The sequence below is a fragment of the Tessaracoccus sp. MC1865 genome, from assembly GCF_017815535.1.
In the GTDB taxonomy this organism is placed as follows: Bacteria; Actinomycetota; Actinomycetes; order Propionibacteriales; family Propionibacteriaceae; genus Arachnia.
The window spans coordinates 2651362-2666814 of the sequence record NZ_CP072596.1 but is presented as its reverse complement, the minus strand read 5'-3'; the positions used below and the strand labels follow the sequence as shown (position 1 = coordinate 2666814).

Here is a 15453-nt window from a genome sequence, read left to right as displayed (position 1 = left end):
GTTCTACTTACCTTTCGGCGGTGAATACAGGGGGATGGGGCGGCACGATGCCGGTGGAGTCGCGCGCGATGAGATCCATCGGCACCACGATGGTCTCAATGGTGGGCGCGTTGCGGTGCTTGAGTTGGCTGAGCAGCGCGCGGGCGGCGCGGGCGCCGATGAGGCTGGGCTGCGGCGACACCGTCGTCAGGGTGGGAGTGGTGAGCACCGAGGAGATGGAGTTGTCGATGCCGACCACCGACACGTCCTGCGGCAGGCTCAGCCCGTAACTCTGCGCCGCCTTCATGAAGCCGATGGCCATGATGTCGTTGAAGGCGATGACGGCGGTGGTGGGATGCTCGCGCCACAGCTTGGCGGCTTTCACGCCGCCCTGGATCGATGGCGTGCATGGGCCCACCCGGCGCAACTGGAGGCTGAGTTCGTGGCACGCCTCCGTCGCTGCGCGCCAGCGCACACCGTTGGCCCACGACGCCTCCGGGCCGCCCAGATATGTGATCCGGGTGTGTCCCAGGCCTGCCAGGTGCTCGACTGCGCGCCGGATCCCGCGGGCGGAATCCGGCACCACCGACGGCAGACCCGCGATGATCCGATTGGTGGCCACCACCGGCATCCGCTTCACGATCTGCGTGATCGCCGAATCCGTGAGGCGGGAGGCCGACAACACCAGGCCGTCGAGCAGCGGTAGCACCGACTGGATTGCCTGGTACTCGGTGTGCCCGTCCTCCTGGGAGTCCATCAGCAGCACCGTGTAGCCGGCCTGCGCCGCCTCCTGCTGGAAGCCGCGCATGATGTGGGCGTAGACGGGGTTGGTGACGTCCGCCACGACCAGGCCGAGGGCCTTCTTCTCGACGCCCTGCTCCGGGTGCTGCACCGGTTTGGTGCGGTAGCCCAGCTTCGTGGCTGCGGCGTGGATCTGTTCGCTGGTCTCGGCGTTGACGCGGCCGGGCCTGGAGAACGCGCGCGACACCGTCGACGGCGACACCCCAGCCTCCAGCGCCACGTCGTAGATCGTGACCTGCTTGCGGCGCTTCTTCGGCTCACTCATGGTCGTCCTCCGGCCAGGGGGCCCCGGGGTGTAGACCCTGCGCCCAGGCGACTGCGTGGGCCCGCCCGAGCGCCACCCGCTCGGCCACGCCGAGGGCCTCAGCCAGCGCCTGCACGTCGACGAACTCGGCGGTGGCCTGCTGGATGGGACGGCCCTCCCCGTCGCCGGAGAGCTTGATCCGCACCTGGTGGCCATCGATGTCGACCGGTCGCCACGTCCGCTGCAGCACCCGGCGGTGCGACGGGTGGGCGATGCGCACCCCGATGGTCGACGTGTGCATGACAAGGGCTTCGACGACGGCGCCGGTGTCGGCCTTCGACGCCAACGCGGTCACGGTGTGGGCCGGGCGGCCCTTCTTCATGATGATGGGAGTGAGCCAGGCGTCGACGGCGCCCGCGTCGAGCAGGCGGTCGAGGACCGCCGGCCAGAGCCGCGGGTCCAGGTCGTCGACATTGGCCGCGATCTCCTGCACCTCGAACGGCGTCTCGTCCTGCAGTGCGGTGCCGACGGCGGTGCCGAGCAGCACGCGCACCACACCGGGGCGGTCCCTGCGGACGCGGGTCCCGGCGCCGGTGCCCACGCCGTCGAGCGTCATGGCGGGCAGGGCCTCCACCTGGTTGCAGAGGGCGCGGATCAGCGCCATGCCGGTGGGGGTGGTCAGCTCGCCGGCCTCAGGCGGCCCACCGGCCTCGACCTGCCAGCCCCTCGCGAGTGCCACCACGGCGGGCGGCGGCACGGTGAGGAGCCCGTGCTGCGTGCGGACGGTGCCGGTGCCCACCGCGACGACGGAGCTGGAGGCGTCTCTCACGCCGAGGGTGCGGACGGCTTCGGCGACGCCCACGATGTCGCCGATGGAGTCGAGCGCGCCCACCTCGTGGAAGTGGACCTCCTCGACGGTGGTGCCGTGCACGGCGGCCTCGGCCTCGGCCAGGGGGCGGAACGCGGCGAGGGTGAGCTCGCGGGTGACGGCCGGGATGCCGTCGGCGGAGAGCAGGCGCTCGATGTCGCTCAGGTGTCGGGCGGGCGGGTCGGGCTCGTCGGCGATGACGTCGACCTTCAGCGCGTCGAACGGGCCGCGGCGCACCCGTCGGGTCTGGAGGTGCAGCTTCCCTGGGGCGACGAGGTCGAGGACCGCGGCGACCGAGCCGGCGTCGGCCCCGGCGTCGATGAGGGCGGCGAGGAGCATGTCGCCGGCGGCGCCCTGGGACGCGTCGATCCACAGGCGACGGGTGCGCTCCCGTGACGGGGCCACCTGCGTGGGCTGCACCCTCGTGCCGGAGGGGACGGAGTCGCCGTCCGCGGTGGTCAGGTGGGGATGGTGATGCCCGTGGTCATCGTGGCGGTGCGAGGGGTCATGCACGATGCCTCCCGGGCGCCGCGATCTGGGCAGCCAAGTGGCCCGCCCCGTAGCCGTTGTCGATGTTGACGACTCCCACGCCGGGGGCGCAGGAGTTCAACATGCTCAACAGCGCCGCGACTCCCTCGAACGCGGCCCCGTATCCCACCGAGGTCGGCACCGCGACGACGGGGCAGGCCACCAGACCGGCCACGACGGGCACCAGGGCGGCGTCCATCCCCGCCGCGAGCACGATGACGTCGGCCTCGCGCAGTTCGTCGAGACGGGCGACGACCCTGGTCAGGCCCGCCACGCCGACGTCGACCACTTCGGTGACCTCGCGCCCGAGGAAGCGGGCGGTCAGCGCCGCCTCGCGGGCGACGGGCAGGTCCGAGGTGCCGGCGCACACGACGACGACGCGGCCGCCGCTGGGCGCCGGGGGTTCGCCCGGCCAGGCGGCGAGGGAGGCGGTGTCGTCGATGAAGACGCCGGGCAGTTCGTCGCGGATGGCGGTGAGCTGCTCGGGTGTGGCGCGGGTGAACAGGACGGTGCCCAGCTCCTGGTCGGTCTGCTCCGACTTCTCCCGCCACGCGCGGGCGATGGCGTGCACCTGGGCCAGTGTCTTGCCCATGCAGAACACGGCCTCCGGGTAGCCGCGGCGGCGGTAGCGGTCGAAGTCCAGGGTGGCGATGTCCATCACAGGGCCTCCGGGCGCCGGTTGAGCAGGGTGAGGGTGAAGTTCCCGGACTGGATGCCGCCCAGGTCGAGCGTGGCGTGCTGGAAACCCGCCGCCTTGACGCGGCTCAAAAGCTCCTGGCGCACGGCGGTGTCGGCGATGAGGTGGAACTCGTCCGCGGGCACCTCGATGCGGGCGATGCTGCCGTGGTGACGCACCCGGCAGTCGGAGAATCCCGCGGCGAGCACGGCGTCCTCCGCCAGGTCGATGGCCGCCAGCTTCTCGGCGCTGACCGGTTCCCCGTGCGGGATCCGGCTCGCGAGGCACGGGGCCGCGGGCTTCAGCGCGCTGGCCAGACCGAGTTCGACGGCGACCGCGCGGACGTCCGCCTTGCCGGCGCCGGCGTCGGCGAGGGGATGGAGGACGCGGTGCTCGGCGGCCGCGCGGCTGCCGGGACGGTCCGGCCGGGAGGCGTCGTCGGCGTTCTCGCCGTAGGCGATGGCGGTGAGTTGCAGTTCGTCGGCCACGCGGGTGTCCAGGACGGTGAAGAGCTCGTCCTTGCAGTGGTAGCAGCGGTCCACCGGGTTGGCTGCGTAGTCGGCGTTGGCGAGCTCGTTGGTGGCGACCTCCACCAGGGGCAGCCCGAGCTGCTCCGCCTGGCGGTGGGCCAGCCGTCGCTCCCGCTTGGCCAACGACGGCGACACGCCCAGCAGCAGCACCGTGTTCGCCTCGCCCACGGCGCGGGCGGTGAGGGCTGCCAGGACGGTGGAGTCGACTCCGCCCGAGTAGGCGACACCGACGCGGAGGCGGGGCGAGGAGTCTTGCGCTGCGTTCGCCCGCCCCTCGGTACCGCTCAGGACCGAGGCCGCGACCGCGTCGGCGACCCTTTGGAGGTCGGCCGACAGCGGGGCGTGGAGGTCGATGGGTTGCATGGCGGTCCTTCCCGTCAGTTGCCCTGCTCGGAGCGCAGCTGGTGCCAGCGCTTGCGCACGTCGTAGGCGGCCGACTTGGGCAGCCGGTCGCGGGTGAACATGCCCTTCTTGTTGCCACCCACGCGCATGATGCCGGGGGTGGTCTGGAAGTCGGCGAAGTTCCACATCTGCTCGCCGACCACCTCGGGGTAGTCGTCGAACACCCGGTGGAACATGGCGAGCATGTCCACCTGGTACTCCTCGGACCAAGGGCGGCGGTGGAAGTCGCGCAACCCGTTGAGGGTGTCGGGGCCGTATTCGGTGAACAGGATGGGCTTGCCGGGGGCGAGGGTGAGCCACCCGTCGAGTTCTTCGCGGAGGTGCTTCTCCGCGAGTTCGAGGTTGCCGTTGTCCCAGTACCAGCCGTAGTACCGGTTGAGCATGACGACGTCGTAGAGGTCTGCCACCTTCTCCTTGTCCGGCGTGGACAGCTGCACGTTGACGTAGCCGACGGGGCGGCTGGGGTCCGCGTCGCGGGTGGCGGCTACGAGCGGCTCGAAGTAGGCGCGGCTCGCGTCCGACCAGGTTTCGGGCTCGTTGGCGATCGACCACAGCACGACGCTGGGATGGTTCTTGTCGCGCGCGATGAGCTCGCGGATGTGCGCCTCGTGGACGCGCCGGGTCTCGTCGTTGATGGTCTCGGGGGAGAACGTGGAGCGTGGCTTGCCGTCGCCGAAGATGCCGCCCGAGAGGCCCTGGTTCATGCCGACGGCGGCGGTCTCGTCGATGACGACGAAGCCCATCCGGTCGGCGTGGTCCATGACCTCCTCGGCGTACGGGTAGTGCGAGGTGCGGAAGGAGTTGGCGCCCTGCCAGGTCATGAGTTCGAAGTCGTGCACCATGAGCGCGTCGTCGTGGCCCTTGCCGCGCACCAGGTTGTCCTCGTGCCGGCCGTAGCCGCGGAAGTAGAAGGGCCGGCCGTTGATGAGGAACTGCGAGTCCTTCACCTCGACGGTGCGGATGCCGAACGGCTGGGGGTAGACGTCCTCGCCGGCGGTGACCTCCAGCGTGTAGAGGTAGCCGCGGCCGGGTTCCCAGAGCTCGGCATCCTCGACGCGGACCCGGCCGGCGGCGCCCGCTGCGCTGCCGACCTCCACGCCCGCGGCGTCCAGGACGCGCACCGACACCTGGGTGGCCGCCGCTTCCGCCGGTCCCTGAGTTGCATCCGCGACCTCGACGGCGTAGTCCACGACGCCGGCCCTGCCGTCGATCCGCGTGGTGATGGTCACGTCGGTCACCGCCAGTTGGGGGCGCGTGTAGAGCAACACACTGCGGTGCAGGCCGGCGTAGTTGTAGAAGTCGTGGAAGTAGTACTGGGTGGCGTTGCCCACCTCGTCCACCGACACGAAGCCCGGCGGGATGCTCTGCCAGCTGAGGCGGTTGTCGACGGCGACGGTGAGCCGGAACTGTCGCCCGGCGAGATCCGTGACGTCGGCCTCGAACGGCAGGTAGCCGCCCACGTGGGAGGCCACCTCGTCATCGTTGACCCAGACGCGGGCCTCGTGCGAGGCCGAGCCGAAGCGGAGGAACAACCGCTCGCCGTCCGCGGGGCGGGGCACCGTGACGGTGCGCTGGTACCAGACCCAGCCGACGTGGTCGCGGACCGCGGATTCGGTGGTGATGTCGTTGTACGACGCCGGCACCGGCATGGGGCGCGGCTGCTCCAGGGGCCCGGCGAACCAGCGCTGCTCGATGCCGCTGTTCTGCGTGTCGACCGAGAAGTCCCACACACCGTCCAGCGACGTGATGGTGCGGGAAAGGGAGGTACGGGCGCCCAACATGTGAGCTCCTTTGCTTGAGGGTCCGGGTCAGTGCCTCAATTCAACCCGCGGCAACTTTGCCTTCCCCCAGATTGCCATAAGTTGCAGTGGCCCGGTATGGCTCGGCGCATCCGACACGTTGTTGAATTGTCAAATTGGCCGGGGTGCAACAGACGGCAACTTTGAGGTCGCCAGCGACTCGAATGAGACATTTACTTCATCAACCTATGGGAGCAGATCGGTGCGGTACCGAACTGCACTGGCCTCGGCAGCACGGGTGCTGCCTCGTCGAAGGAGACGGAAACAAATGTCCATCAGCACTCAGAACCGGACAGTTCGCCCCTTCGGGTGGCGCGACAAGATCGGCTACCTCTTCGGTGACTTCGGCAACGACTTCACCTTCATGCTCCAAATGATGTTCTTCATGGTGTTCTACACCGACGTGATGGGCATCAACCCGGCCCATGTTGGTCTGCTGTTCCTGCTGGCCCGCCTCCTCGACGCCTTCACCGATGTGGGCATGGGGCGCCTCGTCGACGTGCTGAAGCCCTCGTCGAGCGGCCGCTTCAAGCCGTGGATCCTCCGCATCGCCATCCCAGTCGCCCTGGCCGGCGCGATGATGTTCATGCCGTTCGCCGTCGATGCGAGCTACGCGGTGCGCGTGATCTACATGTGCGTCACCTACGTGGTGTGGGGCTCGGTCTTCTACACGATGATCAACATCCCCTACGGCTCCATGGCTGCGGTCATCTCCAACAATCCCGAGCACCGCGCGTCGCTGTCCGTGTTCCGCTCCGTGGGCGCCCAACTCGCCTTCCTCCTGATCTCGGCCGTGCTGCCCCAGGTTGTGTTCGTGCAGAACGCCAACGGCGTCGACCAGCTCGACCCCACCCGGATGGCGCTGGCCGCCGTCGCCTGTGCCATCGCCGCAGTCGCCTGCTACGCGCTGTGCTACTTCAACGTCGAGGAGCGCGTCCAGTCCATCCTCAAGCCCAAGGACCAGCAGGCCTCGTTCGGTCAGATGCTGGGCACCCTGACGAAGAACCGCCCCCTGATCGCCCTGGTCATCGGCGCCATCGTCTTCCTCATCGGCAACCAGATCGCCTCCACCACCACCGCGTACCTGTGGAAGGACTACTTCAACAACGGCGGCATGATGTCGACCGCGCAGATCGTCGCCATCGCCCCTGTCTTCATCATCGCGCTGGTCGCCACCCGCCTGGCCATGAAGTTCGGCAAGAAGGAGATGATCGGCACCATGCTCGCCGTCTCCGGGCTGCTCTCGATCGTCATGTGGATCATGAAGATCTCGAACCCTTGGCTGTTCATCGCGCTGTTCTTCGTCCTGTCCATCGGCGTGGCGATGTACAACACCCTCGTCTGGGCGGTCATCACCGACGTCCTCGACTACCAGGAGATCAAGACCGGCGAACGCGACGACGGCACCGTGTACGCCATCTACAGCTGGAGCCGCAAGCTCGGCCAGGCCGCCGCCGGCTACGTCGTCGGCTGGGCCGTGGGCTCCATCGGCTACAGCTCCGAGGCCGCGCAGGCAGGGGCCCAGCAGTCGTTGGAGACCAAGAACGGCATCTACCTGCTGTTCCTGCTGGTGCCGGGCATCCTGTACCTGATCACCTCCGCCATCATGCTCTTCTGGTACCCGCTCGGCCGCAGGCAGGTCATGGACAACTTCCAGACGCTGCAGGCCCGCGCCGCCGCTGTGGAGCCCGATTCGGCTCAGTCGGTCGACCCGGCCGCCGCCGACGTCATCCCGGCCGCCAGCGGTGTGACCCACGGCGAGACCGGCGCCCGCCGCGGCAACATCGCCAACGATCCGCGCGAGTGACCTCTGTTCCCACGGCACGGCCCCCGCACTCCTGGTGCGGGGGCCGTTTCGTTGCTGTCCAGGTGTCGAACTCGACACAACGCTTCCGGAGCCCGCGTAGTGACGATTCTGGAACCGTCCCGGGTGCCACATCTGTCACTACGACGGGGGGTCGAGGTGACGTGTCGGTTATGTGACCGTCGGTCACCGGGCCGGCACGCAGCGGGCGCAGCGGGAGGGGAGGTCTGGCCAGCCGCCTTTCCAGAGCAGCGAGGCCACCTGTCCGGCCGCGCGGCAACTTTCGTACATGACGCCGTTCCAGCCGAAGCGCAGCGTCCGGCCGTCGTGGTGGACGGCGTTGTCGTTGTCTCTCAGCATGTCTTGCGAGCCGTCCGCATGGTCGCGCATCCCGTCGAGCTCGATGATGAGGTTGTACTCGCGGTAGTAGGCGTCCGCTCGGCCCGCCATGCGTTGCACCTGCCGCTCCGGGATGGGCAGCCCGTGGCGTAGGAGCACCTCGGTATGGAACCGCCACTCGAGCGCACTCTCGATTCCGCGGCCCGCCTGGCCGCACAGTTCGCGCAGGACAGCCCGGTGCCTGACCCCGGGTGTCGCCTCCAGTTGCTTGAGGACCCGCTCGGGGGTCGTCAGCCCTTTCGCCAGTGCCCGCGCGACTGCCGAGACGGCGTCGTTCTCCGTCGTCTCGTCCGCGATGTCCAGCATCGTCACCTCGACGGTGGTCCGACGGAGGCTCAGCACACCGTGCCGGGTGGCGCGGCGGAACCGGATCTGCCATCGGTCGAGATCAAAGTCGGCCCGGGCCTTGGGCGCCCAGACGGTGACCTTCGACGGGGCGTCGCGCACCGCGTCGTGCAGGTGGCCCGAGGCGAGCCCGCCCACCACGGCCTCGCTTCCGCCGCGCAGCAGCCCCGCCCACGCTGCGGCCGCGAACGACGGTGGGCCAAGGAGGTGGAGACCGGGCGCAACCGGGGTCCACTCCTGCGCCATGCGGGCGATGATGCGTCGGCTCAGCCCGCCCTCGAGTAGTTGCCGGGTGCTGACGACCTGGGCCTGCTCGCCGATCTGCTTGAGGAGCGAGTCTGGGATGTTCTTGCGCGCATACACGGGTCCAGCCTGGAACGGGAGCCGAGGGCGGGGAAGGGGCCTGGGCCAACGGACAACACCTGACTGGAAACGGACAACACCTGGTGTGCTTCGGACAACACCTCGAGCGTTGATTGGCCGTCCAGCGGGGCGTCCAACGCGTGGTGGCGGCCTGGGCTGATCTGGTGGCACCCGTTGACGGGCTGCGGGTTGTCTATGGCTGCGGTGGATGGCAGCAATGCGCGGACGAAGCGGGTGGCAGCGGCCGTTGGGCGCTCCGGGGTTGACTGTGCTGTCGGGACGGTGGCAGAAGTCGCAAGACGGCTCGACCCGCCGTCGGAGTGTCGGTTCCAGCACCGACGTCGGTGCGAGATTTCGCACTACGCGGCGCGCCTGCGCAGGCACTGCGAGATCTGGCACCGTGCTCGTTCGCCAAGGACGGCCAAGCTGGCCGGGCGGGCGTGGTTGGCGCCGACCTGCCGTGTTGGCTGCCTTGCTCAGCGTCACCATCCTCGGCCTCGGCTTCCAGCGGGTGAGCGACGGCGGCCCCAGCTGGTCGGGTGTCACCCGTTGACCCCCTGCGGGTCGTCCGTGGCCGCGGTGGACGGCAGCAATGCGCGGACGAAGCGGGTGGCAGCGGCCGTTGGGCGCTCCGGGGTTGACGGTGATGTTCGGACGGGGCAAGAGTCGCAAGACGGCTCGGCCCGCCGTCGTGGTGGCGGTTCAAGCACCGACTTCGGTGCGAGGTCTCGCACTACGCGACGTGTCCGGGCCGTAGTGCGGGATCTGGCACCGCGTCTTCGCGGGCCAGATCTGGCGTCACCTCAGGCGGGGAGCTTGCCCCTCTGCTCCTCAGTCCGGTGCAGCAGTTCGCCGGCGTTGGGCACCACGAGCGTGTCCGGGTCTGCCGACATCGCCTCCAGCTCCACATCCGCCGGGTCCAGGTAGTTCAGCGAGATCTTCTCCACCACCTCCCGCGGTATGCCGGTGGCCAGGGTCACCGTCACGCGGTTGGTCTCGACCCCGGTGGCCGGGTCGTAGTCGCCCAGGCCGCGCAGGTGCGTCGAGTGCGCCAGCTCGCCCCACGGGTGGTCCTTGAACCGCTCCCACTGTCCGACGAAGTACTGCCGGTTGTGGTAGCCGATCTCCTCAATGCCCGGGTGCATCACGGACACGTCCTTGATGTGCGGGGCGTAGATGATCAGCTCGCCGCCGTCGGCGACGACGGGCTCCATCTTGTAGAAGCCCTTCGCGCCCGTCCACATGTCCTCGTACATCTGCGGGATCACGGAGACCACGCGCTTGTACGCCTTCGGCACGTATTTCACGTGCACCTGGCTGGACACCTCGGCGCAGGCCTCCCAGGAGGAGCGGGTGTCGCCGAAGGCCATGAACTGCAGGTCGTCGGAGCCGGGCTTGACGATCATGCCGAGCAGCAGCTTCGTCGACGGGACGAGCGCGGCCGCCGCGTCGATCATCTGCCGCACGGGGGTGATGCCGACGGATCCGATCATCTCGTAGCTGGTGATCAGGGCGCCCACCCAGTGGGACATGTCGATGACGTCGTGGCCGGAGAGTCCGGGGAAGAAGTACTTGTTGCCACCGGAGATGCCCACCACCTCGTGGGGAAGGACAGGGCCGAGCACCAGCGAGATGTCGGTGTCGACGACCATCTTGTTGACCAGCACCGTCATGTCGCGGTCAGTCAGGCGGCCGTCGGTCAGCTCGCCGATGCGCGCGGCCGGGATGGTGCCGAGGTGGGCGAAGGTGTCGTGGTTGCGCCAGTCGTGGTTGTGGATCTCCCAACCGGGGTAGGTCTCCTCGAACCGTCCCGGCGCCGAGCCCATGAGCCGGCCGATGGCCTCGTCGCCCATGTAGTCGTGGGTGCCCAGCGCGATGACCACGCGGACGTCCTTCGGGCGCTGGCCGAGGGCCTCGTGGATGACCTTGGCCACCATGTCGACGGGGGCGTGGCGCGTGCCGTCCGGCACGACGAGGGTGACGCGCTTGCCGTCGAAGTCGTAGCGACGCAGCTCATCGAGGACGAACGTGCGGATCTGCTCCTCGGTGAGGACCTGGTCTGGGCCTCCGACGGTTGCAGCGTCGGGCACTCCGGGATACAGCTTCGTCATGGGACCACCCTACGTCCGGCCGGTCGTCCCGCACCTGGGGCGCGGGACGGCTCAGCGGCTTCATTCATCGCTGGACACGCGCGTTGCCCTCCCAGATGGACCAAACCTGCGCCTCATCCATGGGGGAGCCGTAGTCGTTGAGGGACGTGGCAGCGAGGGCCCCCGTCGCCCAGCCGAACTGCATGCACTTCTCCGCGGGCCAACCGCGCAGCAGGCCGTGGAGGACGCCGCCGATAGAGCCGTCGCCGCCGCCGATGCGGTCGAGAACGTCGATGTCGCGGAGGTGGGCGACGTGGAACTCACCCTCGCCCCAGAGCACCATGCCCCAGCGGTGGTGGTTGGCGGAGATGACCTCGCGCAGCGACGTGCCGATGAACGAGGCGCGGGGGTACCGCTCGGAGATGCGGGCGATCATGGCCTTGAAGCTGCCGATCTCGTCGGCGATGTCCTCGCCGCCGGCCTCCGGGCCGGGAATGCCCAGGCACAGCTGGAAGTCCTCCTCATTGCCGTAGAGGATGTCGCAGAGCTGGGCGATCTCGTGGAAGGCCCTGTGCAGTTCGTCCTCGCGACCCTTCCAGAACGACGCCCGGAAGTTGAGGTCGAAGCTGATCGCCGTGCCGTGCTCGCGGGCCTTCTTGGCCAGCTCCACGCAGAACGTCGAGGTCTGGGGAGACAGCGCCGCCACCAGGCCGGACAGGTGCAGGATCTTCACGCCCTCGTCGCGGAACAGCTTGTCCAGGTCGTAGTCGGCGACCTTCAGGTCCAGTCCCACCTCGCCGGCGCGGTCGTTCCAGACGCGCGGCGCGCGGCCGCCGAACCCGGCGTCGGCGATGTTGAACTGGTGGCGGTTGCCCCAGGCGTCGCCCTGCGGCACCTCCGGGCCTTCGTAGGCCATGCCGCGGGCGCGCAGATCCGCCTTGATGAACGCCGAGATGGGGGAGCCGTCGACGAACCTGGTGAGCACCTTGACCGGCAGGCCAAGATGGGACGCCACGGAGGCGACGTTGGTCTCGGCCGAGGTGGCCTGCATCAGGTAGCGGCTCGAGGAGTGCACCGGCTGCCGGTTCTCCGGCGTGATCCGCACACCCATGGAGGTTGGCACCACAAGTGCCCACTTCGCATCTTCCCGTAGCTGCATGTCAGCTCACCACTTCCTGACGCTCGTCGGTTGCCCACAGGGTGTGGAAGCTGCCCTCGTCGTCGACGCGCTTGTAGGTGTGGGCGCCGAAGTAGTCGCGCTGACCCTGGATGAGCGCGGCGGGCAGGCGGGGGCTGCGCACCCCGTCGTAGTAGGACAGCGACGACGAGAAGACCGGGGCCGGCACGCCGTGGAGGGCCGAGAGGCTCACCACGCGGCGCCACGACGGGAGCGCGGCCACCACCTTGTCGTAGAAGTACTTGTCGCCGATGAGCAGCGGGAGATCCGGGTTGCCCTCGTAGGCGCGGGTGACCTCGCCGAGGAAGCGGGCCCGAATGATGCAGCCGGCGCGCCAGATGCGGGCCATGTCGCCGAGGCTGATGTCCCAGTCATATTCGGCGGCGGCGGCCTGGATCAGGTTGAAGCCCTGGCTGTAGGCCACCAGCTTCGACGCGTACAACGCCTGGCGGACGTCCTCGATGAAGGCGTCGCTGTCCTCGATGTACCAGCCGGCGGCCTCGGACGCGAAGCCGTGTGCGCCCTCGCGCTGGACGGGCGACGACGACAATCCGCGGGCGAAGGTCGCCTCACCGATGCCGGTGACGGGTACGCCCAGCGTCAGTGCGGTCTGGGTGGTCCAGGCGCCGGTGCCCTTCTGACCCGCCGCGTCGACGATGACGTCAACCAGCGGCGTGTCGGTGCGGGCGTCGACCTGGCGCAGCACCTCGACGGAGACCTCCATCAGGTAGGAATCGAGGTCGCCCTTGTTCCACTCCTCGAAGATGTCGGCGATCTCCGCGGGGCTGAGGCTGAGCGCGCGGCGGAGGAGGTCGTAGGCCTCGCCGATGACCTGCATGTCGGCGTACTCGATGCCGTTGTGGACCATCTTGACGAAGTGGCCGGCGCCGTCCGCGCCGACATGGGTGCAGCAGGGTTCGCCGTCGACATGTGCGGAGATGGATTCCAGCATGGGGCCGAGGCGACGGTAGGACTCCTCCGAGCCGCCGGGCATGATCGACGGGCCGAGCAGCGCTCCCTCCTCGCCGCCGGAGACGCCGCAGCCGACGAAGTGCAGCCCGCGCTCGCGGAGCGCAGCCTCGCGGCGGCGGGTGTCCGAGAACAGGGCGTTGCCGCAGTCGACGATGATGTCGCCCTCGTCCATCCGGGAGGCGAGCTCCTCGATGACGGCGTCGGTGGCGGGGCCGGCCTGAACCATGATGATCGCGACGCGGGGCGACGTGAGGGAGGCCACGAAGTCGTCCATCGACTCGCCGGGGACGAACGTTCCCTCGTCGCCGTGTTGGGCCATCACGGCCTCGGTCTTGGCTGCGGTGCGGTTGTGGATGGCCACCCTGTGGCCGTGGCGGGCAAGGTTGCGCGCCAGGTTGGATCCCATGACGCCCATGCCGGTGACGCCGATGTCAGCGCTGGACGGGGTGGGGGTGGCGAGTGCCATCGGGTTCTCCTTCTACGTTGTGTGGCTCCAGCATGTCGCGAGGTGGTGGTGGCGCCGGAGGTGTTGCAGTAAGTTGCCACCGCCCGGCTCCGTGGGGATGGCGGGAGGCCTCGGGGGCCTGGGAAGGGAGCGGCGCTGACCGCGCCGTCGGTGGCAACAAATGGAAACTTGGCCGTCTCGAAAGACGACTCTGGTGGAGTTGACACCGTAACCCACAGCAACGGAGCGAGGACAGACTCATGGTGGATCTCACAGCGCAACCCTTCAATCTGGACGACGAGGCGGTCGCCTGGGTCGAGAAGACCATTTCGGAGATGACCGACGAGGAGAAGATCGGTCAGCTGTTCGTCAACATGGGCGCCGAGCGCTCCGAGGAGTACCTCACCGGGGTGCTGGACAACTACCACATCGGCGCGGTGCGCTATAACCCCGGCAAGGCCGAAGAGGTGTGGGAGCAGAACTACATCCTCCAGACGAAGTCGAAGCTGCCCATGCTGATCGCCGCCAACACCGAGGCCGGCGGCAACGGGGCCTGCACCGACGGCACGTACATCGGCTACGAAGCCAAGATCGGCAACACCGACGACGCCCGGTGGGCCTACGAGATGGGCCGCGTGTCCGGCATCGAGGCCGCCGCCATCGGCTGCAACTGGTCGTTCGCGCCCATCGTCGACGTGTATCGCAACTGGCGCAACCCCGTCGTGTCGCTGCGCTCGTTCGGCGGCGACGTCGACAAGGTCCTCGAGATGAGCCTCGCCTACATGAAGGGCATCCAGGAGTCCGGCATCGCCCCGGCCGCGAAGCACTGGCCCGGCGACGGCATCGACGAGCGCGACCAGCACCTCTCGCACGCCCCCAACTGGCTGTCCACCGAGGAATGGGACGCCACGTTCGGCAAGCTGTACCAGGGCCTCTTCGACGCCGGCCTGCCGTCGATCATGACCGGCCACATCGCGCTCCCGTCGTACCAGAAGCACTTCAACCCCGACATGACCGACGAGGACATCCTGCCGGCCACCCTGTCGAAGGAGATCAACACCGACCTCCTCCGGGGCAAGCTGGGCTTCAACGGCGTCGTCGTCACCGACGCGTCCCACATGGTGGGCCTGACGGGCGCCATGAAGCGCTCCGACATCCTGCCCACGGCCATCGAGGCCGGCTGCGACCTGTTCCTCTTCTTCAACGACCCCGACGAGGACTTCGGCTGGATGATGGAGGGCTGGAAGTCCGGCAAGCTGTCCGACGAGCGACTCCACGACGCCCTGACCCGCATCCTCGGCCTCAAGGCCATGCTGGGCCTGCACAACCGCAAGCGCGAGGAGATCCTCCCTCCCAAGGAGGAGGCCATGGCGCGCATCGGCCTGCCCGAGTCGAAGAAGGTCGCCGAGCAGGTGGCCGACGCCGCCATCACGCTGGTCAAGAACAAGCAGCCCGGGAACCTGCCGATGTCACCGCAGAAGTACCCCCGCGTCCTCGTCGTGCCGATCGGCGCCGCGCCCAGCCCCTTCGCGATGCTCGCCGGTAACGGCGGCGGCCGCCCGGCAGACCGGTTCGTCGAGAAGCTGCGTGAGCGTGGTTACCGGGCGGACCGCTACGAATCCCAGCTGGAGAAGGTCAAGGGCAAGGAGCCCGACGAGATCAAGAAGATCCTCGCCAACGCCTACGCCGGCAAGTCGCCGGTCTCGGACCTGACCGACAACTACGACATGGTCCTGTCCGTGGCCCACGTCTACGGCCTCGGCCAGCCGATCGAGCGCCCCTACTGGCCCGGTACGAAGGGCACGCTCGACATGCCCTGGTACGTGCACGAACTGCCCACCATCCTCGTGTCGACGGCCTCGCCGAACCTGCTGGCCGACATGCCGCAGGTGAAGACCTACGTGGCGGGCTTCGACGACAAGGACTTCAACCTCGACATCATGCTCGACAAGCTGGAGGGCCGCTCCGAGTTCAAGGGCACCCCCGCCACCGAGATGTTCCCGTTCGCCGACACCAGAATCTGACGGAGAT

Annotated in this window: 11 protein-coding genes; 2 read left to right on the top strand and 9 right to left on the bottom strand. The window is 68.7% G+C overall.

The genetic code is table 11. The features are described 5' to 3' along the window. Positions 1 to 7: 7 nt before the first annotated feature. Genes J7D54_RS12470 through uidA form a run of 5 tightly spaced genes read right to left on the bottom strand, consistent with a single transcriptional unit; the run spans position 8 to position 5809 of the window. On the bottom strand, positions 8 to 1045 hold the full coding sequence (locus J7D54_RS12470) for a LacI family DNA-binding transcriptional regulator (protein ID WP_182764168.1): 1038 nt from the start codon (positions 1043 to 1045) through the stop codon (positions 8 to 10). Then, positions 1038 to 2405 (bottom strand): nickel pincer cofactor biosynthesis protein LarC, encoded by a 1368-nt coding sequence (gene larC, locus J7D54_RS12465; RefSeq protein ID WP_209455131.1) that lies wholly within the window; start codon positions 2403 to 2405, stop codon positions 1038 to 1040. Before larC ends, J7D54_RS12470 begins: the two co-directional genes overlap by 8 nt. Next, a complete protein-coding gene (gene larB / locus J7D54_RS12460) occupies positions 2398 to 3078 on the bottom strand; it encodes a nickel pincer cofactor biosynthesis protein LarB (protein ID WP_182764167.1) in 681 nt (226 codons plus the stop codon). The genes larC and larB overlap by 8 nt, the downstream gene beginning before the upstream one ends. Further along, positions 3078 to 3989, bottom strand: coding sequence for an ATP-dependent sacrificial sulfur transferase LarE (gene larE / locus J7D54_RS12455; RefSeq protein WP_182764166.1), 912 nt, complete (start codon positions 3987 to 3989; stop codon positions 3078 to 3080). Before larE ends, larB begins: the two co-directional genes overlap by 1 nt. Positions 3990 to 4003: 14 nt before the next feature. Further along, on the bottom strand, positions 4004 to 5809 hold the full coding sequence (gene uidA, locus J7D54_RS12450; RefSeq protein ID WP_182764165.1) for a beta-glucuronidase: 1806 nt from the start codon (positions 5807 to 5809) through the stop codon (positions 4004 to 4006). 286 nt (positions 5810 to 6095) lie between these two features. On the opposite strand from uidA, the gene J7D54_RS12445 reads away from it, so the two are divergent. Next, positions 6096 to 7634, top strand: a complete 1539-nt coding sequence (locus J7D54_RS12445) for an MFS transporter (protein WP_182764164.1) — start codon at positions 6096 to 6098, stop codon at positions 7632 to 7634. A 183-nt stretch (positions 7635 to 7817) separates the two neighbouring features. Here J7D54_RS12445 and J7D54_RS12440 read toward each other — a convergent pair whose 3' ends face one another. The 4 genes from J7D54_RS12440 to gndA form a co-directional block, all read right to left on the bottom strand. After that, positions 7818 to 8738: a hypothetical protein gene (locus tag J7D54_RS12440; protein ID WP_182764163.1), complete on the bottom strand. Its 921-nt coding sequence runs from the start codon at positions 8736 to 8738 to the stop codon at positions 7818 to 7820. Positions 8739 to 9541: 803 nt separating this feature from the next. Next, positions 9542 to 10849: a lactate racemase domain-containing protein gene (locus J7D54_RS12435; protein ID WP_182764162.1), complete on the bottom strand. Its 1308-nt coding sequence runs from the start codon at positions 10847 to 10849 to the stop codon at positions 9542 to 9544. Between the two features lie 64 nt (positions 10850 to 10913). Beyond that, on the bottom strand, positions 10914 to 11951 hold the full coding sequence (locus J7D54_RS12430; protein ID WP_245244006.1) for a PfkB family carbohydrate kinase: 1038 nt from the start codon (positions 11949 to 11951) through the stop codon (positions 10914 to 10916). 37 nt (positions 11952 to 11988) lie between these two features. Beyond that, positions 11989 to 13443 carry an NADP-dependent phosphogluconate dehydrogenase gene (gene gndA, locus J7D54_RS12425; RefSeq protein ID WP_182764160.1) on the bottom strand — a complete coding sequence of 485 codons (1455 nt, stop codon included), beginning with the start codon at positions 13441 to 13443 and terminating at the stop codon, positions 11989 to 11991. A 239-nt stretch (positions 13444 to 13682) separates the two neighbouring features. Here gndA and J7D54_RS12420 point away from each other — a divergent pair, with 239 nt between their 5' ends. Then, on the top strand, positions 13683 to 15446 hold the full coding sequence (locus J7D54_RS12420) for a glycoside hydrolase family 3 protein (protein ID WP_182764159.1): 1764 nt from the start codon (positions 13683 to 13685) through the stop codon (positions 15444 to 15446). Positions 15447 to 15453 lie beyond the last annotated feature (7 nt).

Bases quoted from the DNA above. Each gene is read 5' to 3' on its own strand.
- J7D54_RS12470 (WP_182764168.1), bottom strand. From the start codon at position 1,045: ATGAGTGAGCCGAAGAAGCGCCGCAAGCAGGTCACGATCTACGACGTG.
- larB (WP_182764167.1), bottom strand. From the start codon at position 3,078: ATGGACATCGCCACCCTGGACTTCGACCGCTACCGCCGCCGCGGCTAC.
- larE (WP_182764166.1), bottom strand. From the start codon at position 3,989: ATGCAACCCATCGACCTCCACGCCCCGCTGTCGGCCGACCTCCAAAGG.
- uidA (WP_182764165.1), bottom strand. From the start codon at position 5,809: ATGTTGGGCGCCCGTACCTCCCTTTCCCGCACCATCACGTCGCTGGAC.
- J7D54_RS12445 (WP_182764164.1), top strand. From the start codon at position 6,096: ATGTCCATCAGCACTCAGAACCGGACAGTTCGCCCCTTCGGGTGGCGC.
- J7D54_RS12435 (WP_182764162.1), bottom strand. From the start codon at position 10,849: ATGACGAAGCTGTATCCCGGAGTGCCCGACGCTGCAACCGTCGGAGGC.
- gndA (WP_182764160.1), bottom strand. From the start codon at position 13,443: ATGGCACTCGCCACCCCCACCCCGTCCAGCGCTGACATCGGCGTCACC.
- J7D54_RS12420 (WP_182764159.1), top strand. From the start codon at position 13,683: ATGGTGGATCTCACAGCGCAACCCTTCAATCTGGACGACGAGGCGGTC.